We start from the raw sequence: 18,826 nt of genomic DNA on the forward strand, positions 1-18,826 counted from the left end.
CGGACTGTCGACTGCTGTTTACTTTTTCAACATTTCCTTCTCTAGCATCTTCACAAAATAGCCGCCTACCACCGATCGTGCACGAAAACCAACTGACTTACCATCGGTTGTTTCATGCCAATCGCTCAAGGGGATACGGTCCGGTGTTTCATTCACAAATTTCCACACCGGGCTTACGAACGTCTCAAAATCCGTATCATCCGCTAAGGTAGCGGTCCATAAAATCCAGTCAGATTTTGTATAGGTTTTTCGACTATCTAAGGGCAAACCATATGTTTGCTGTTTTGTCTTGTAATAAGCAATTTCCTTTTCTACCACTTCCTTAGGGAATATATCCAATTTCAACAGCTTATCCCAAATGAGGTTGTACTTTTGACTCCAAGTATCCTTTTGGCCAAAAGCAAGGGTATAATGATTACCGTTGTCGGCCAATTTCATCCACTGGGCGGCCATTTGTTTCGCTAATTCGAAATGCTTTTTTGCTACGTCCTCTTTTTTTAGCATCTCTGCTAGTTTCGCATAAGAAGCGATTCCCATAATCGCTTTCACAGATAAGTTAGCATTGCGCGCGAGATGTCCTGCAAAGTCATCGGTACAGAGCTGATTTGCCGGGTCGAGTCCTTCTTTCTTTAAAAATTCAGTCCAAGTGGTCAGGGTTTCCCAATGTTTCTCCGCAAAATTCGTATTGCCATCCCGCAAAGCTATAGCGGCGGTAAGGGTAATCATATTACCTGCCTCTTCCACCGGCATATCTTCTCCATAGGTTTGACCATTGGCTAAAGGATACGTTCCGACATCATGGGCAGGGAACGGCTTCTTCCATCTACCACTTTCCGAATATTCAAAAATAAAACGTAACAAACCTTTCGCAAGCTCCGTATTATACAAAATAAAAAGCGGCGCAGAAGGATAGGTAACATCCACCGTTCCGATGGAACCGTTTGAAAAGTTTTCTTTCGAGAAAAACAACAATTCCCCATTGGTATTTGCTACTACTTTATGCGCAGCGATTGCTTGTCGATAGGCAAGGTTACATAAGTCGGCATATTGCTCACCGCCTACCTTTTGAGCATCGGCCGATAATTTTTCATCGAAAGATTGACAGGCCTGCATTAAACGATCATAGTCTTTCTCCGCAGCTTGAATCATATCTAGGGCATTTGTCTTATTATCCCGACGCCACCACGGGCGCAAATTCTTTCCGAAATATTGTACCGAGTATTCATCGTCATAAGCAATCACCAAATGTTCTGAGATTGCATCCGTTATTTGCCCTAAGGTCATCTCCACACCGATCAGCATATCGGATGCAGCGCCAATTTTTGCTTCAGAAGAAGCACCCTTTTTTGCAATATCTGCGACAAAACCCTGCAAGCTGTTTGGAGTTGATTTAATAGAAGCCTTTTTCGTGGTCGCGATATATGCTTTTCCCCAATCAATCCGAACATTATCTCCTTTTTTACCTAATATTTGCTGACTCGTTGTCCCCACCGATTGTACCAGTAGTTGATCATGATCTTCTATAGCTGCTTTCACTTCCTGTTTAGCTTTATCAGCGCTCACTTTTCCCGATAATGCAAACCAGATTTTTACATCGTGGGCTTTCCCGTCTTTCGACACTGATTTAAAAGTTAGATAGGATGCGGGTCTAGCCAATACTTCCAATTGATCCATCAATAAAGGCGAAGTAAAAGTTAAATCAATGGCTACGCCGCCGGCATCAAAGGAGTATTCAGTCTGTGTCGCCGTTAGATGCACAGACGTCTGTTTTGCCAATTCGGTATCCAACAGTTTCCGTTCCTGTACCAAACCGACATCGATAAAGGCGCCACCCCGATCATTACGACAATGTACAGCTAAAGTGTTTTTACCTTGCTTCAGTGCTTTTATACTCGCGGGCGAAAGAGCTCTTTGTCCATAATCTAGAATAAAATTCGGGTCTTCATAAGCCAATACGCCATTGATAAAAACTTGCACCGCGTCGTCATGGCTAATCAGTAACTTCGGATCATTTGGAAGCTTGTCCAAAGTAAATTCCCTTTTATACCAAATTTCCTTATCATAACGTGATGCGGCTTTCATCGGATTATCCACGGAATTATCGCCAAAAGGTGCTGTTCCGGCCTCCCAAGACTGATTGACAAAATCAGTTGCTTCCCAACCCGTTCCCGGATTTGCATAGGTGTAGTGAACTTCATAAGGTTTTTTCTGTGCGGTAGGCACTACATCTTCCAAAAGCGAAATTGCTTTGCCCACTAATTGATATACTTTGCCATCCACCTGAGCCAGTACTACAAGTGGTTGATCCTCGCCCGTCCAGTGTTTAGTTGACTGTGCATTCAGCGTATCTCCGAAAGACCAGATACTAAAGTAAGGATCATGCGTAATCAAGGGATAAGCAGGTGCCCTTAAACCTTGTTTCTTTTCCGCTGAGGCCTGTTTATCTGCACCACTTCCACAACTTGACAGGAGGCCTAAGCTGATCATTAACGCACTAAAAATGATGTTTTTTTTCATCTTCTATTGTATTGTTTGTTTTAGTATATCCATTGTTAGCTATTAGCTAATCCCTTAAAACTAATACTTAATCACCGGAAAAGCACTAATCCGCAACCTTGCTGCCCCCATGGGTATAAGTTCTAGCTCTTCTGCCTCCGTATTCACCTGTACCGGACTGGCTGGTAATACATCCGTTAACCCATATTGATCGATTTTCCACTCCGGAATTTGTTTACCTTTAACTTTTAATCTTACCGGGACATGGTCAGGCGTAAAAGGAAAGTTATCCTCCAGCCACTCGCTTTTTATTACTTCTATTATTTCTCCTGGTTTCTGGCCAGCATACACGATTCCGTAGTTCCAAGGCGAGTTAGGCAGTATCTCAAAAGATGGCCATTTTTCAGGATCTGCATTATCTTGCCATTTAGAATCCCCAATGGCAGAGGCCTTGCTGTCTTTTTTGATATATTGCTCTTGGATTTTTAAAGAATAAGTGAGCGGTCCTCTGTTAATACTGATACTTCCCTTATTCTCTTTCCATTTTGTAATAGAAAGTTCCATGGGCAATGTTAAGGTAATTTTATCGCCATCATTCCATGTTCGCTCGATCTTAACATAAGAACCCGCTTTAAAGGCTTGTTGCACCTTTTTACCATTAACCAGTACACTGGCTTGATTACACCAATTTGGAATCCGTATATAGTAGGGGAAACTTACCCCATTTGCTGTATGTACGGTAAAGGAAATCTGATCATCAAAAGGATAATGCCCGGCCGATTCAATGCTAATCTCCTGTCCATTTGCCACTTTTGCTGTCACAACAGCTTCCGCAAAAAGCAGGGCCGCCAAACCGTTATCCGGTGTGGCCATAAAAATATGCTCGGCAAAATAAGGCCATCCTTGTGCATGGTTGTGTTGACAGCATCGCGAACTGAAAGGGTTCATCATTAAAAAGGGGCCTTTATTATCAATGCCCGGATGATGGTTCTTGCTATCACTGATGGACATATTCGGACTCGTAATATAACGTAAAGCCTTGAAATCAGGCATTACGGCCGCAGGATAGGTATTAAAAGCAACCTCTTCGGCATGATCTGCCCAAAAAGGATCACCGGTTATTCCCATTAATATTTCATCGGAGGCCATTTGTTCGACCATGCCGCAGGTCTCAACTCCTTGTCGTGGATCCGCATAGCCTTCCCGCGCATTTTCATCTGCGCCGAACATGCCCCCTGGTACATTGCCGAAACGTTCGCGGATAATATCAAAATTACGATAACTAGCTTCGAGATCACTCGGATCGCCAGTTTGCAAATAATAAGTAGCGGGTTCACGGAAGCATTGCGCAATATTCACATTATGCCAATTCGGAAGGTTATGTTGCTGCTTCCAATCGGCCGTATTTCGGTGGATTTTCTTTGCCAAGTCCAACAACCATTCCTTTCCCTGTGTTCGGTTATAAAGCCAATAAATGCTATAGAGATTATCCCCTCCCCGACTGTTCTCCCAGTAATCCTTGAGTAGCTTCTCCTCCGGAAGTTGATTTTGCCAGGCAAAATACTTTTCCATAAAAGATAGCACCCGCTCGTCACGACTATACTCGTAGTACGATTGTAAACACCACAGCATAATCATATTGCCCCAGAGGTCGGGTTTGCCATCTTTTAAAATCAATGGACCGAAGTAACCGTCTTCTCGCTGGCTTTCCAACGCGGCGTTAAGCCAGATCCTCGCTTCCTGAATAATCCGTTCGTCCTTTAAAATATAGCCAAGATTAGCATAACCTTTCAACCAATAAGGAACTTCTTCCCAGCCATGATCCCCACTTCCATCTTTACTTAACCAGGCATTATTTTTCTTTGCTAGCCAAGCACTGATTTCCCCGAGATGTCCCGTCAATCCGTCACGCTGTAATTCCAGGTATTTCCGAAGCCAACCTTTTGGTTGGATAGAACCCACAGGCAATTTAACGAAATAAGCAGATCGCAGCGGTTTCCGATTGGATACGTAATGCTTATTAGATGCACTTGTATCGGGGCGGCTTACATTGGTAACCTCCTCAATAGCCTTCGTCGGATTTAGGATCGATAGACTTAAACAGGATGCGACAATTAAGGATTTATAGAACATCATTGCAATTTTTATCTAAGGCGAACAACTGGTGAGTAAATTCCTTGATCAGAACCACTTGGCCAAACGCATATCCGCCCGAAGAGCGCACGTCCATTGACCGCGTCAGGCTCGTCTGAAAAATCCACATTTAAAGCCATCTGTCCGACCTGAACATCATCACCCGTATATTCGGCTCGTACAACGTTAGCCACTTCGTCAACGAAGGTGGTCGTATTGAGGAGCAGCATTACCCGATCGATCTGCGCGGCATCCACAATTTGATTAATCGTAAAAGAGGTATTCATCACATTACCGCTCAAGGAGATCGATGAATTAGAGATGGTGAAGTAAGGCGTTACTTCCAAATCCACGGAAGCCGTCCCTCTTAATTCCACTTCCGTGGTATCGCGGGTATTAAGCCAGGGACCATTACCGTCTCTGGTAACCAATTTATAGTGTCCGTCAAATAATTTAGCGGAAAAGCTGCCATCTTGGGAGACGAAAACGTCCAATGGCGTCCGAAAGTCGTAACCATCCTGAAATAACTGAACGCGTACGCTCTCATTAGTCCCTTTCAATTGCAAAGGTTCTCCCTGATAAACGATTCGACCCGTTAATGTAGAGGTGGGTTCATCATAATTGTCTTTTCCACAACCCGCAAGGAGCGTCACGAAAATTAATAAGCTATATATACAATACTTTTTCATATTCTTTAGTTAAACTATGTTACTGATAGGGGTTTCTTACCAGTTTCGGGTTGTTATTTAACCAACCGTTATCCAATTCACTGTAATAATGACGCAGTTCAAAATACAAAGGATTTGGATAAATAAAATCCATATTCCGTACCTCGAATGCCCACTTGCCATTGTTAGGATCCCCTGATGCGACAACCCGATAAGGCCACAAGCCTCTTCTGCCGGCTTGTTCATTACGTGGATTCCCGTTCCAAACAATATGCGCACGCCGCCAGCGTAACAGATCCCAATAGCGATGATCTTCGAATGCGAACTCGACGCGCCGTTCATGTACGATATTTTCAAAAGTAAGTACTGTCAATGGCTGTACACCCGCACGTGCACGCACGGCATTGATATTCGACAAGGCGACGGCATTACTACCACCATTTAATTCAAAGGCCGCTTCAGCTGCAATCAGGTAAGCTTCTGCCATGCGGAAACGGGGTTCCCACATTTCTGACCCTCTACCAATGGTTCCGGCAGCAGGCGTTTCATCTAAAAATTTGCGGATACCAAAACCAGTCTTATTAACTAGCCGAAGGGCAGAATTGAAAATCGGCCCATTTTCGGAAGTCAGCAACTGACCATTCGCCGTACTATTGGCAGCACCTTCTCGTTTCATCCACGCGTTGCCCTCTCTATTCAATTGCCCGGCCTGATAAACTACCTCGGCGCCTGCGAATGTAGACCCCGGATATAATACCGTCCCCGCTAACCGTGGATCCCGACTCTCGAATAATTCACTTGCCGTTTCGAAAAACTGCGGCGTTCCGCCGAAACTACCGACCTCAAATTTACTACCTTGGCCAGGCGTTGTTGTATTAATAGGTTCGAACTCCTCGACCAAATTTAAAAGGATGGACAAATAGCTGGTATTGGCATCCTGTGCCATCGATGTGGGGAGATTCGCTCCTGTAAAACCATGTGTTTGCCCAGGAAAAATATAGTCACGCGCCCAAATAACTTCGGTATTGGCCTCTTTAACGCATACTGCTTCATAAAAATTGAGCGCCTTGTCTTCCGGCCTCCGGTCTTGAAGTTCGTATGGGCTTTGTTCGATCACCTCTGTAGCTTCTGCAAGAGCCGTTTCATAATAACCATTAGCCCTTGCCGATTCAATTCCCACCTCTCTACCAGCTGTTTGTATAGGCGCCGGCATCATGTTGTTGTATTTCGCTAAGGAACCAGCATATAGAGCTGCCCGAGCTGCCAACATTTTTGCCGTCCATTTATTGGCGCGTGCATTATTAGTTGTTTTGTCTCCGCTCATCAGTTCAGCGCTCGCCTGGCACTCACTGATAATATAATCGTACATTTCCGCTTCCGTCGCTCTTGGAAATTGTAAAGCGGTAACGTCTACACCAGGCACATAATCAAAAACTTCATCGCCTACTATGGGCATGCCACCCAATGTTCGACACGTATTGAAATAGCACCAGGCACGTAATAATCGTACTTCTCCAATCAAGGGCGCTTTCTCGGTATCGGTCAGGGCATCTGTTTCGTTCAATCCTTGTAAAAACTGATTGAAACTTCGGATGAGCCCATAGTCGTAAACGCGCCAACGGTTACGGTCAAAACTATTAAATTGGTCGAAATCATACTTAATCGCTTCATCTAATACGGTATAATCATATTGTCCTCCTCCAGGCCGTTGCCCCCAGCTGATGCGATCGTAAAAATCTGCGAGTGCTGAACGAATTAAGTTGGGATCACCAAAAACCTGGTCGTTTGTTAATATGGTATCGGGTTTTTGATCAAGAAAATCCTGGCAGCTGCTATTTAGTAAAGCGCCCGCGAGGATTGCTATATAAAAACATCTTTTTTTCATGTGTTAGAATTGAAGGTTTAAACCGAAATTATACATACGCATGGTCGGATAGCCCAAGCCATTCTGATCTTGCTGCTCGGGATCGACCCCTTGCACATTTGTCAGGGCAAAGAGATTCTGCCCCATCATATATACACGGATGCCTGAAATTTTTGCTTTGCTTAACCACGTTTTGGGCAGGTTATAGCCGAGCTCAATATTTCGTAACTTCACGTAGACTACATTACTTTTCCAAAATGTACTACCCCAATAATTGCTATGGTCGCCTTGATTCAAACGTACCAAAGGGAATTTACCGGGAATTAATTCACTGTTGGGATCCCAAACATCAGCCAAATGCCAGGCGTCGTCAAAAATAAAAGTCGGATTATTACCATTGTTTTGGAATGGCACAGCTTGTTCCCAACGTTGATACCAAGAAGAGAATGCCGTACCTGAGAAGTCGAAGGCCAGGTCAAATCCTTTGTAGTTAAAAGCGAAATTCAAACCAAAATTCAAAATCGGTGTAGCATCTTCGCGGTAACCAATTGGACGTTCATCCATATTGTTAATTACCCCGTCACCATTGAGATCCGCGTATTTAATATCTCCTGGCATGAGGGTCGTGTTTCCGCGCCGATCATTGTCGATCGGATAATTGGCAATCTCTTCCCAACTCTGGAACTGTCCAATGGCTTCCAATCCCCAGTTAAGGTATCCGTAACGCTTGTATATGCTGTTTCGGTACATATCCCACGAGTTGCTTCTCCTATTGTCGTATTGCTCCCAATCGTAGAAGCGCGCATAGGTAAAGTTACCGCCAATACTATAATTAAAGTCGTTGATGTTGTCCGCCCAGCGCAACATCCCGTCTACTCCTCTAATAACATCTGAATTTAAGTTTTCATTAGGTAACCCAAAGCCGAGCTCGGAAGGCAGTTGCACGTCATAGCGCGCTGCGGGAATGCCCGTCGTTAAGCGATTAAAATAAGAAAACGTAGCCGTCATCCGATTTTTTAAGGTTTCCATTTCGAAACCTACGTCTAAGATGTGGGAGCGTGTCCACGATAAAGTAGTCACCGGTAAGCCTCTTGGACGCGAACCGATCACATATTGGCCGTCTATTACTGAAGCACCGGCACCATTTCTGAAATTATATCCTGCAAGGAAATCAAAGGCACTGTAGCCGTTGACGTCATCGTTTCCAACCGTACCATAGGAACCTCTGATTTTCAAATTATTGATCACATCATGAATGCCGTGACCTTTCCAAAATTCCTCCTCTGAAATCCGCCATCCAGCTGAGGCCGATGGGAAAAAACCCCAGCGGTGTCCTGGAGGGTATTTCCAGGAACCATCATAGCGACCCGATAATTCCAGCAAATACTTACCTCTAAAATCATAATTGAAACGTCCCATAATTCCCATACGTGCTTGCGTATTCCTCCCTCTGTCGTTGAATGTCCGCAATTCATCAAAACTAATCAGGTTCAAACTGTTAGCTGTTGGTCTGCTGACAATCTGGCCTTGTGGGTCACTGCGCTGAATGGTTTCGAATCCCACGATTGTATTGATGTTATGGTCTCCAAAAGTTTTCTTATAATCCAATTGGACATTCGATGTAATCTCTTCGATCTCTTCATAAATTCGTTCACGATAAGGGTCGTCCATGGAATAATCCACGGGATAGCTGTCTGTCGCAGGATCATAGCGGTAAAGCTGATAGGTATACTCTTGGTTGTCAAATTTACGATTCCCATAATAATAGCCACCCAGCATTCTTGCCGTAAGACCATCCATGATTTCGTATTCGGCGTTAGCCTGCAATTGAATATGCCTCCAGTTCTCTGTCATTCGACCAGACCGCTCGTAGTTCAGAACAGCAAAATTTGTCTGCGGATCGTCGCCGGGACGTTGTGGATATAGTGGATTATCGTTTGCATAAGGACGGCGCGTAGGTAAATTACGAAGAACAGCAAATCGAGGCAACCAGTAGTCGTCTCCCCCCGGAACACCAGGGTTCACCCGTTCTTCCAGACGGCCATTCATACGAAAACCAACCTTAAAGCGATCATTAATTCTGCTGTCCAAGTTCATTTGCAGGTTGGTCCGTTCAAAACCACCGTAATTTTTGATAGTGGCATCTTGCTGCAAGCGTCCAATAGAAACATAATAATTTGATTTGTCCGTTCCACCACTAAAATTAGCATTCAAGTAATACTGGGGAGCACTTTCCCAAATAAAATCGAGCCAATTGAAACCTTGGTAACCTACCTCCGTTCCTGCCATCCACTTATCGTATTCTTCGCGGGAATATTGTCTATCGGTGCCGCGTAACGTTTCACCTTGTACATAATTGTGCACATAGGTTTTGGAGTCAGCAGGATCAACAAATTTAAAATTATCCTGCATACCAAAGTAGCTATTTATAGATACCGTGTTTTTTGAGTTATTAGCACCTTTTTTAGTAGTCACAACTATTACGCCATTAGCCGCTCGTACGCCGTAAATAGAAGCAGAAGCGTCTTTTAATACCGATATAGATTCAATATCGTTAAAATCTAAATTATTGAATTGCCCTTGATCTGACTGCATACCATCGATCACATAAAGGGGATTTCCCATATTCCGAATTCGTATTTGTGTACCCGAACCAGGTCTACCATCAGTTTGCCTCGTATTCAACCCAGCAACTTTTCCGACGAGCGCACCAGAAACGTTGGGCGCTGAAGAACGTGCAATATCTTTTGAACCGATCGTCGAAATCGCTCCCGTTACCGAGGCTTTCTTTTGTGATAATCCAAAGCCCGTAACCACCACCTCTTCTAAAGATTGGGCATCGGGTTTTAACATAATTCGTATTTCTTTATCATCACCGATATTTATAGTTTGGGACATATAGCCAACGAATGAAATCTCAATGACGTTACTTTTCTGTAGTATCAAACGGAAAGCCCCTTTTTCATCAGTAGATGTACCATTACTTGTTCCTTGCTCCTTCACACTTACACCGGGCAATGGTAAATCAGATTCGTCTACTACACTGCCAATAATCTCCCGCTGCTGTGCTTCTAAGTGTGAATTTGGCGGTGCAAAGAACGTTGATTTTGCATAAGTATTCTTCCAAGGAAAGCAAAGAATACAAATGATTGAGCACAAAAAATAGCTGCTCGGTTTTTTTAATAGAAATGGTGGATGCAGTGTTTTCATCAAAGGCAATTTGATGAGCAGCCACTCAGAATAAAAGCGCGTATTCCTCCTCATAAGAAATTGTTTAAGTTTATTGGCACATTAATTTTGTTCAGTTAGCATTAATAATTTAAAACGGTTTAGCACGGCTAGTGTCTGAATCACGCTTATTTGCATAAACATGACTCAGGATTCAAAGAAAACGATTTAGCAATTCTTTAAATACTCTATTTGTATCAATAATTCGCCAATTTGTCTTATAGAAGATTGAAGAAGGGGGAATGGTAAAAGACGATATAAGGGGCAAAAAAAAAAAGCGACCTTTTGGTCGCATTTTTTTATTCGAGGATCAATTCGATAACCGGGATCTCCACATTCGGTTTCACCACCGGTAAGTCCACAATGAGATCGTTTTCACCGGCTGTTGCTGTTGTGTGTGCACCGGACGCGGCAGACGAACGCGAGGTGTACTTAATTTCGGAGCCGTCGTGCAGAAACTGCGCATATTTTACCTTGCCCTTATAGTCGGGTAAATACAGTGTTTTAAACGGCCATTGTAATAGGTGGACGTACAAACGCTTGGTATCCGGATTGTAGGTCAGAAAACAGTTATCAGGTTTTTTAAATGCTTCAGGGGCGGCCGTACATCCATAGATGGACCGGCTATTGTATTTCATCCATTTGCCCATACCAGCCAACCGATCAGTAGCCCGATCATCGAAATACCCTCTGGCAGTTGGCCCTACATTTAACAATAGATTTCCGCCTTTGCTTACGACTTCAATCAGCATAGCAATCAGCTGGTTGGTGCTTTTCCACGTATTTTCGTCGCGGTGATAGCCCCACGAACCGGAAAACGTTTGGCAGGTTTCCCACGGCACTCTTTTACCATTCACCTCCGGCCATTTGCTTGGCATAAACTGCTCCGGTGTTTTGTAATCCCAGCCCCAATCCGTATCGTTTAGATCTAATCGGTCGTTCACGATAATTTCGGGTTGTAGCTTGCGGGTCAGCTTTAAAATCCCTTCGCTGTCCCAGTCATCATGTCCCTTACCATCCGGACCTGGATAGGAGAAATCATAGAACAAAAGATCGATCTTTCCATAGTTAGTAAGCAGCTCGGTAATCTGGTCTTTCATAAATTGCCGATACTTACTCATATCGCGCTTACTGTTGCTCTCGCGGGCTTCCTTGTTATTGCGCAAAGCATGCGTACCGTCTACCTTAAAATCCGGATGGTGCCAATCGATTAGCGAATAGTAAAAGCCAACCTTTAAGCCGGCCTCGCGACAAGCCTCGACGAAAGGTTTCAAAAGATCTCTTTTTGCAGGCGTGTTCGGTGCTTTGTAATCACTTACCTTGGTATCCCATAAACTAAAACCCTCATGATGCCTTGCGGTGAGTACAATATATTTCATCCCAGCCTCTTTTGCATACGCTGCCCACTCTTTTGGGTTGTATAAATCCGGATCGAATATATTGAAGTACTTGTCCTTATATTCTTCAGTACTCCGTTGTTCTATCTGCTGTACCCACTCATGTCTTGCCGATACAGCATATAATCCCCAATGGATGAACATCCCAAAGCGATCGTGCCTCCACCAAGCCAGACGCTGATCTTTATGCTCTTGGCTTTCCTTCGCCCATGGGGGCGTTTCAGTGCTGCCTTGTCCGCTCGCAATCGAAACTCCAAGATATCCAATGAATAGTAGATTTAATAGAAGGGTTCTCATAATATAATTTTTGGTTTATGCATAAATACACATCCCAAAGCAGATTCAATCAAACTATATTAGCATAGTATTGAGTTATTTTAGCACCCGCTTACGATCGGCACTTTTGCGTATCCACTTTTTGACAAGACTCCCTTTCCAAAGCCAGAATCCCGAAAGAATAATGATGGGTAAGAATACAAACTTTACGGCTAAAGCCGGATATGTTAGTGCTGCCACCGGCCCGTAAATGTAGCCGAGTATTGGAATACTTAATATAATGTGTATCCAACGTATGATTTTTCTTTCTATGTGAGCCTTCATGTTACTCCTCCTTTTGTTTATGACGAGGCCGCTTATTGAGTCGTCAATTTCCTGATCACAAGCTAAATTAGTAAGCTTCGTAAGCATTTAGCGAAGAAGTAGATGTAGCCGAAGAATTTGGAGACCAATCCCTAAACTTTTGAGACCTATCACTTGGCACTTGACTTTTTAATAACAAAATCAGAGGCTAAAGAAACCTGTTCTTCCTCTTTTTCCGGATTATTAATCTTCTTGAGTAAAATATTGACAGCCTGTTGTCCTACCTCTACTAAAGGCTGTTTCACATAAGTTAGCGGACAATAAAAAAAATCAAATGCGTCACACTCGTCAAAGCAGACCACGGCCACATCGTCCGGTACTCTTAGCTTTTTGCGGTTTAAATATTTCAGGCCATGAATGGAAAGTGTGTTGGTAGCAAAAAACAACGCATCAATTTTTTGCTTTCCGTTAATTAATTCGTCAATTTTATCCTGTATTTCGCCTTCACCCATTTCATAAGTAACTTCTTTTAATAAGGCTTTTCCATATGCAGCATCTTTAACTGCCTGTTTATATCCCCTTACCCGTTCTTTCATATGAATAAGCCCATTTTTATAAGCTATCATACCGATCCGTTCGAAACCGGCATCAATTAAATGCTTTGTTGCCCTGTAGGCAGCTCCAAAATTATCGGTAATCACATAATTGGTTTGAATTTTGGGAAAATACCGGTCAATCAAGACAAAAGGGATATTGGCTTTTTTTAAGCTCTCTATCTGTGACTCCGTTCGTTCTGTGGGTGCTATAATAAACCCATCAACTTGCCTTTCAATCAATACTTCAATTAAATCTCGGGATTTTTCAGCATTTTCATCTGAGCTACCGAAGATAACGGTATAATTATATTTTTTTGCCTCATCTTCTATAGTGCGGGCGATATTTGCAAAAAAGGGGTTGGAAATATCCGCCAATATCAATCCGATCGTAAATGACTTTCCACTCTTCAAGCTTTTCGCCAACTGATTTGGTTGATAATTCATTTCCATTGCCTTTTTACGAATCACTTCGGCTATTTCTTTGCCTACTCTCGCTTCTTTTTCCTTATTATTAAGTACATAAGAAACTAAAGCGGTAGAAACTCCTACAGCCTTGGCAATGTCCTTTAACGAAACTTTTTTATTCATATAATGGCGTGAATAATGATTTAGCTTAAAGAATCTTATCAGAAGATTTAGTTCGCAAGTTACTGTTTAAACGATTAAATCTCAAATTCCAATTAATTATTGTCTTCAATAACGGGACTAAAACCTGTCCAAAATTTCCTGAGGTGTGCGTTCTGATATTCCAAAAAATATCTTTTGACCGGATTGATAAGGTTGGCGCAGTTCAAAATTTTCAAAGGCTGCCCCTCCTGGGATTTTCATGTAATGGGTAGAATCCCGACTTCCACCGCTCCAATAACGATACCTGCCGTTCACTCTTACCATTAAACGATTATCACTTCCATTGTTTTGTTCGCTACGCCAGTATTGCGTAAACTTCAGGGGTGGGCGATACCTCCAGCCCAATTTGCTTTTCGCCAAGGAATCAACCGGCCAAGCTTTTAAGGCTTGTATATCTTCATTACCGGTTGCAAATGCGAAATAACTTCCGTCAAGACTACGGAGCATGCTGCTCGCTGGATAGCTTTCCTTTTCGATAAAATCTATTCCATTATAGCCTTTATAGAGCACTCGGGAATCAATCGCGCCTTCTTTTAAATGTAGCGATCGTAGTCGTGCATAGTTTCCCATCGTCGCTGTGATATTGCAATAATCCATTTGCTTACTATCCTCCCGATTGAATAACTGAATAGCCAATTCATCCGGTCGATCACTTCGAATCGAGAGTTTTAAGTAGGGATGCGCCCCCGAGTGATATTTTTCCAGGAATACATAAATAGACAATTCCTCCAACTCGGGACGAGCGTCATCAGGGTGACTAATAACACCACGGCAATTAGCCGTTGGATAAAATGCAGTGGGATTGGGGTGATCGCTTGCCCACATTATCTTCCCCCAGCGGTTATCAACTGATGAAGGCGATATTTCGCTAAATTCGATCTTTCCATCTACAAGTGGTTCAATAGCTAAAAAATTAAGTAGATAAATTTTTCCACTTCGCTCAACGCCAACACGTATCAATCCCCTAGGACCACCACCGTAAATCGCATGCGCATCTTCGAGACCGTAGGGCCATAAACTGAAAACAATGCCTTGCCGGATTCCCCATTTCGCCACATCGTGTACATCATTCGGTCTAATCCAACGATCTTGCGCATTTAATGAAATATGCAGCAAACAGAAAAACGTAAGGAAAAAAATAAAAGACTTCATTATTTTATGATTTATAGCAAACACAGTCTTCGTCGCAGTTGACTAGTTTCTCATGCAGGCCGCTTGCAATTTCCGCCTTATTAGCTAAGCGGACCGTATCGATAATCACTTCCAGCTCAAAACTATCATCAAGACCTTTCCCTACATTCTTTTCGAGCGTAATTTTCTTTTGATCTCCTTTTTGTAAACCCGCCAGCTCCTGCTCTAATTGTGGATCAATCTTTCCATCTCCATAGAGATATTCAATGGCCGGGCCATTCATCAAATCTTCAAGAATTTCACCCTTGCTATTTGACATTCTATAGCGCAAGCTCACCACCGTATTTCTTTTTATCTTCATAAGGATTTCTTACTAATCAATAATGATCTAGGTAATGATTCGATGTGTAGGTCTGGGATATCCAGGAACAAATATACTTGTCTTCAGCAAGGCTATTTTTACACCGTTCTGTTTTGCAACCCGCTGTAAAGCTTTATCGACAATACCTTGTAACGATTTAGGCCGACATTGGACGCGTGCATTTATAAGCATCCGAAGCTTGTCAAGCTTGCCTGATAGTTGTATACGAAAATCCGCTGTTTCCATGGTAGTAAAACTTAATTTCTGACTCTCTTCTCCGCCTTCGATTAAAAATTTCAGGTGTCCTATAGGCAAATTGCGCTCGCGAATCATCCTGTTTAACATGCTAATCAATAGCTCAGCAGCGTGGCCCGCACGCCCTTCCGAAGAAACCAGCTCCAAGTTGTAATCAAGCCAAGTTAGGGCTGCCTCACCTTTCCCATATATATCATAATCAATAAAAAGTGATGTTCTTTCCTTAAAATGCTCATATGTTTCCGTTTTCTGCAACCAATTCAGAATAGATTCACGCTGTAAGGAGCTTTGAAAGACCACCTGCTTATCGGGAAATTCTTTTTTGATCAACGAATCCAAAACAGCTAATTCGGTTGGCTCTAAAAGGTCTACTTTGTTGATGATCAGCAAGTCGGCCTCCTCCAGTTGACGCTTATAAATGTAATTTACACTATCTTTAAAAATTCGGGAATGTCCCAAAGCTATAGGCAAAAGCTTCGCATCGGCGAAAACAGATAAGGTTATTTTGATTTCACCATAATATCGACGTAAAGGATTAAGAATCGTCGAAATCAAATCCGTGCAAGAACCAACCGACTCCGCAAAAATCAAATCAACCTGATGCTGCTCAAGCAGCTGATTCATATTACGAGTAAACGACTCGAAGTTGCAACAGAAGCAGCTTCCCGTCACTTCCTCAGTGAGGATGCCTTCTCGAGCCATAAATTGGGTGTCTACTAATTCCGTTCCCTGATCGTTTGTAATAACACCTACTCTAAATCCTTGCATCTGCAATAATTTGCATGCATGGTTAATAGCCGTAGTTTTCCCACTGCCCAAAAAACCGCTTAAAAGATTTAAATGCATATGCCTTTATTTTAACCAAGTCTCACTTTTTTACCTGATAGTGAAATTTCTTTCGCTGGTATTTCACCATAAACAACGTCCAACTTTGCCTGACCATTTTTTAAACTCACCAATCCAAAGCCTTTGTCTGTAGACAAGAAAGAAGAGAAATCACCGATTTTGGAATCAATATAAAGCACTTTGTCCACTGCATCGTAGCGCACTCCCGTCATTGCCTGTAAACAAGCATAACTAGCCATTGCTCTGGCATACCAACTTCCACATTCGTATTCATTAAATGGGTTTCTTATACGTCCATCATACCGCTTTCTGCAAGCGCTGATAATCTCAAGTCCTTTATCAGTTTCACCGATCTGCATCAAGTGCGAAGCTACTTGATACTCGATACCTGTCCACACCTCATTACTATACACGAAAGGCAGCGAAAGCATGCCTCCTTTAGGCCAAGTACAGAGCAACAAACCACCTTCATGTCCCATCGCATAAGTCGGTCGCTGTGGGTTGATATGATCTGTTAAATCGTTTTTGAGATTGTATTGATGCACCGCACGTAAATGGCTGTTTACCTTTTCTTGGTCTAACGGATTTTCCAATCCGCACATCGCCGCCATCCAAGCACCGATTACACCATCCGAAAGACAGCCTGTACCATATTGATACTTTGGCCCCTCTTTTTTCAATATTTCGATGGCCTCGGGTGTATACTGTGTATGAAAGGATTGCGCTTTGGTTGGATCCGGGGCCTTCAAACCTGTCCACTGTATCTTTTGAATAAAATATTCGCCATTATACAGCTGATCTTCCATATAGGCCCTTCCGCGATCATACAAAGTCTCGTAACGTTTCATATTTTTCCTTTGATAGCGCCCCATTTCGATCAGTGCCTTCAGTGCTCCTAAATAAAAGCTTGTGCACATACCATTTGGGCCCCAAAATTCGATATCATAGGTATTATGATGCGGTTCTTCCAAGATCCCTTTGCCGTTGGGATCCCAAGTTTGAATGCAATAATCCAAACTCTTTTGTACCATCGGGTAAAGCTTTTTCATCCACTCATCATCACCCGATATTCGCCAATCTCGATAAACTTTCATAATCCCGCCCAATTGGCCATCAGCCGCAGCGTGAAAATCGTGTTTCAACGGACTGATCGGCAAATTAGCTCGAAAGCCCTGATGCCCTTCTGCATTTTGATTTTCACAAAATTCCGTGAGTCGTAAGCTTCTTTCCAAGGAGGGGAACAGATGAGGCAATGCTTGCGCATAGTTCCATACATGCGTACAAGACCCGTCACAGCAACCGTTATGCGGAAAGATTCCCTCGTAGGCCCAAAGACGACCGTCGTGCTGTCTTCTTACGGTCGGCGTTTTCAAAATGCTTAAATTAGCAGCTACTGCCTCCAATACTTCAGGCGGTAAAGTGGAAGCATAAAAGGTATCCCGAAATAAGGCCGTGTTTTTATAAAGTGTTGTGTAATTGGTTTTCCAATAGTCAACCAGCTCCTCCATATGCTTAAATCTTTGGCTATACCAAGGTTTATAATTTGTAGGAATCGGCTTATCTTCCCCCATACCTAAGGCGGCCGGTGTAGTGCAACAAGCTTCTTTGCCTGTTTTGTCGTCTGGCATGGCTTGCCCTGCTTTCTCATTTGATTCGGGCACATACCATGCCATAAGGATTCGGATTTCCTTCTCTTCATTCGCCCCTAATTGAAAAGGAATAAAGAGGGAAGCTCCAGGTGCATCCTTGTCAATAGGATCTACCGCTTTTACATTGGCATCCTTAATGGTATTCCACACCATGGTTAGGGGATCAAACCAGCCTCCTCTGAACCAGCAATAATCAACAATTACCTCGTCCCTGGTATCTGCAAAAATGGCAAAGTCGGTCGCTAAATTATTTTTACCCTCTGTTTTAGCCTGCGATAGGAGGAAGCCTTTTTGTATTTTCTTTATCGATCCCTCTCCTTCCGGTTGAACTACAAAGTTTCGGCTGTTGAAAGAAAAAACAGCCTCGAGGTTTTCTTGTGAAGTATTAATGAATCGGTACGTTAAAGCACCAACCGGCAGGCTGGAATTATCGGCATCAGAAGGAACGAAAGGACTCCACGCCTCCAGTCGTACTTGTAACGGAAACTTATCATCACGTAGCTGGATCTCCGCAAAAGGAAACCGTGCTAAAAATTCAGCTTGCTCGAAGTGAGGTAGGCCATAAGTTGTACCACCACTACCGCCACCATAATCCTTATAACCGAAAAGCTTCCAGTCCGGCACCGGTCCTTCCAACACTTTCGCACTGTTTGCTCGACCTTTAATGGCTACAGCGCCAAAAATGGTAGGTTCATGAAACAGCTCCGGTTTATGACGGATGGAGACGTGCGAAATTGCGCCGGAGCCTTCCAAACAGAACATACCGGCACCGATTCCACCAATGGGAAAAGCAATCTTATCGAGGTGATGACCAACATATGGTCCGTTGAATACTCGGTCATGCTCCTCCTTCGTGAATTGTCTACAGCTTTGCTGTTCCTTTTCTATAGGGCTTTCATTGGTAGAGGCAAAGAGCGTTGAAGGTGCCGCACCTACGGCAACTCCTCCCAATGCGAGATTACGAAGAAAGTTCCGCCGATCTTTTTTCTGTTGCAT

At 43.2% G+C, this 18,826-nt stretch carries 12 protein-coding genes; all 12 read right to left on the reverse strand.

The annotated features are described in order from the left end of the window. Positions 1 to 18: 18 nt before the first annotated feature. Complete coding sequence (locus ACH11B_RS03010; protein WP_130858065.1) at positions 19 to 2,517, reverse strand: glutaminase domain-containing protein; 2,499 nt, start codon at positions 2,515 to 2,517, stop codon at positions 19 to 21. A gap of 60 nt (positions 2,518 to 2,577) precedes the next feature. Continuing rightward, positions 2,578 to 4,632, reverse strand: coding sequence for a beta-L-arabinofuranosidase domain-containing protein (locus ACH11B_RS03015; protein ID WP_377611621.1), 2,055 nt, complete (start codon positions 4,630 to 4,632; stop codon positions 2,578 to 2,580). Positions 4,633 to 4,640: 8 nt separating this feature from the next. Beyond that, positions 4,641 to 5,318, reverse strand: coding sequence for a DUF3823 domain-containing protein (locus tag ACH11B_RS03020; RefSeq protein ID WP_130858067.1), 678 nt, complete (start codon positions 5,316 to 5,318; stop codon positions 4,641 to 4,643). A 19-nt stretch (positions 5,319 to 5,337) separates the two neighbouring features. Next, positions 5,338 to 7,182 carry a RagB/SusD family nutrient uptake outer membrane protein gene (locus tag ACH11B_RS03025; protein WP_377611623.1) on the reverse strand — a complete coding sequence of 615 codons (1,845 nt, stop codon included), beginning with the start codon at positions 7,180 to 7,182 and terminating at the stop codon, positions 5,338 to 5,340. Between the two features lie 3 nt (positions 7,183 to 7,185). Then, positions 7,186 to 10,425, reverse strand: a complete 3,240-nt coding sequence (locus ACH11B_RS03030) for a SusC/RagA family TonB-linked outer membrane protein (protein WP_377611625.1) — start codon at positions 10,423 to 10,425, stop codon at positions 7,186 to 7,188. 263 nt (positions 10,426 to 10,688) lie between these two features. Continuing rightward, the gene (locus ACH11B_RS03035) at positions 10,689 to 12,083 is read right to left on the reverse strand and encodes an alpha-L-fucosidase (protein WP_377611627.1); all 1,395 of its coding nucleotides are present in this window, start codon (positions 12,081 to 12,083) and stop codon (positions 10,689 to 10,691) included. 75 nt (positions 12,084 to 12,158) lie between these two features. Then, on the reverse strand, positions 12,159 to 12,386 hold the full coding sequence (locus ACH11B_RS03040) for a hypothetical protein (protein ID WP_013663913.1): 228 nt from the start codon (positions 12,384 to 12,386) through the stop codon (positions 12,159 to 12,161). 149 nt (positions 12,387 to 12,535) lie between these two features. Next, on the reverse strand, positions 12,536 to 13,549 hold the full coding sequence (locus ACH11B_RS03045) for a LacI family DNA-binding transcriptional regulator (RefSeq protein WP_130858071.1): 1,014 nt from the start codon (positions 13,547 to 13,549) through the stop codon (positions 12,536 to 12,538). A gap of 117 nt (positions 13,550 to 13,666) precedes the next feature. Continuing rightward, the gene (locus ACH11B_RS03050; protein WP_130858072.1) at positions 13,667 to 14,740 is read right to left on the reverse strand and encodes a hypothetical protein; all 1,074 of its coding nucleotides are present in this window, start codon (positions 14,738 to 14,740) and stop codon (positions 13,667 to 13,669) included. Between the two features lie 4 nt (positions 14,741 to 14,744). Further along, entirely contained in the window at positions 14,745 to 15,080 is a 336-nt protein-coding gene (locus ACH11B_RS03055) for a hypothetical protein (RefSeq protein ID WP_049794939.1), read from the reverse strand. A gap of 27 nt (positions 15,081 to 15,107) precedes the next feature. Further along, positions 15,108 to 16,181: a GTP-binding protein gene (locus tag ACH11B_RS03060; RefSeq protein ID WP_149106288.1), complete on the reverse strand. Its 1,074-nt coding sequence runs from the start codon at positions 16,179 to 16,181 to the stop codon at positions 15,108 to 15,110. Positions 16,182 to 16,192: 11 nt separating this feature from the next. Next, on the reverse strand, positions 16,193 to 18,826 hold the full coding sequence (locus ACH11B_RS03065) for a GH116 family glycosyl hydrolase (RefSeq protein ID WP_130858074.1): 2,634 nt from the start codon (positions 18,824 to 18,826) through the stop codon (positions 16,193 to 16,195).

It is taken from the genome of Olivibacter sp. EAT-5 (assembly GCF_044784325.1).
Classification (GTDB): Bacteria; Bacteroidota; Bacteroidia; order Sphingobacteriales; family Sphingobacteriaceae; genus Olivibacter; species Olivibacter oleidegradans.

What these genes read in the sequence shown, in the direction of transcription:
- ACH11B_RS03010 (WP_130858065.1), bottom strand. Translation starts at nt 2,517, where the DNA reads ATGAAAAAAAACATCATTTTTAGTGCGTTAATGATCAGCTTAGGCCTC.
- ACH11B_RS03015 (WP_377611621.1), bottom strand. Translation starts at nt 4,632, where the DNA reads ATGATGTTCTATAAATCCTTAATTGTCGCATCCTGTTTAAGTCTATCG.
- ACH11B_RS03020 (WP_130858067.1), bottom strand. Translation starts at nt 5,318, where the DNA reads ATGAAAAAGTATTGTATATATAGCTTATTAATTTTCGTGACGCTCCTT.
- ACH11B_RS03025 (WP_377611623.1), bottom strand. Translation starts at nt 7,182, where the DNA reads ATGAAAAAAAGATGTTTTTATATAGCAATCCTCGCGGGCGCTTTACTA.
- ACH11B_RS03030 (WP_377611625.1), bottom strand. Translation starts at nt 10,425, where the DNA reads ATGAGGAGGAATACGCGCTTTTATTCTGAGTGGCTGCTCATCAAATTG.
- ACH11B_RS03035 (WP_377611627.1), bottom strand. Translation starts at nt 12,083, where the DNA reads ATGAGAACCCTTCTATTAAATCTACTATTCATTGGATATCTTGGAGTT.
- ACH11B_RS03040 (WP_013663913.1), bottom strand. Translation starts at nt 12,386, where the DNA reads ATGAAGGCTCACATAGAAAGAAAAATCATACGTTGGATACACATTATA.
- ACH11B_RS03045 (WP_130858071.1), bottom strand. Translation starts at nt 13,549, where the DNA reads ATGAATAAAAAAGTTTCGTTAAAGGACATTGCCAAGGCTGTAGGAGTT.
- ACH11B_RS03050 (WP_130858072.1), bottom strand. Translation starts at nt 14,740, where the DNA reads ATGAAGTCTTTTATTTTTTTCCTTACGTTTTTCTGTTTGCTGCATATT.
- ACH11B_RS03055 (WP_049794939.1), bottom strand. Translation starts at nt 15,080, where the DNA reads ATGAAGATAAAAAGAAATACGGTGGTGAGCTTGCGCTATAGAATGTCA.
- ACH11B_RS03060 (WP_149106288.1), bottom strand. Translation starts at nt 16,181, where the DNA reads ATGCATTTAAATCTTTTAAGCGGTTTTTTGGGCAGTGGGAAAACTACG.
- ACH11B_RS03065 (WP_130858074.1), bottom strand. Translation starts at nt 18,826, where the DNA reads ATGCAACAGAAAAAAGATCGGCGGAACTTTCTTCGTAATCTCGCATTG.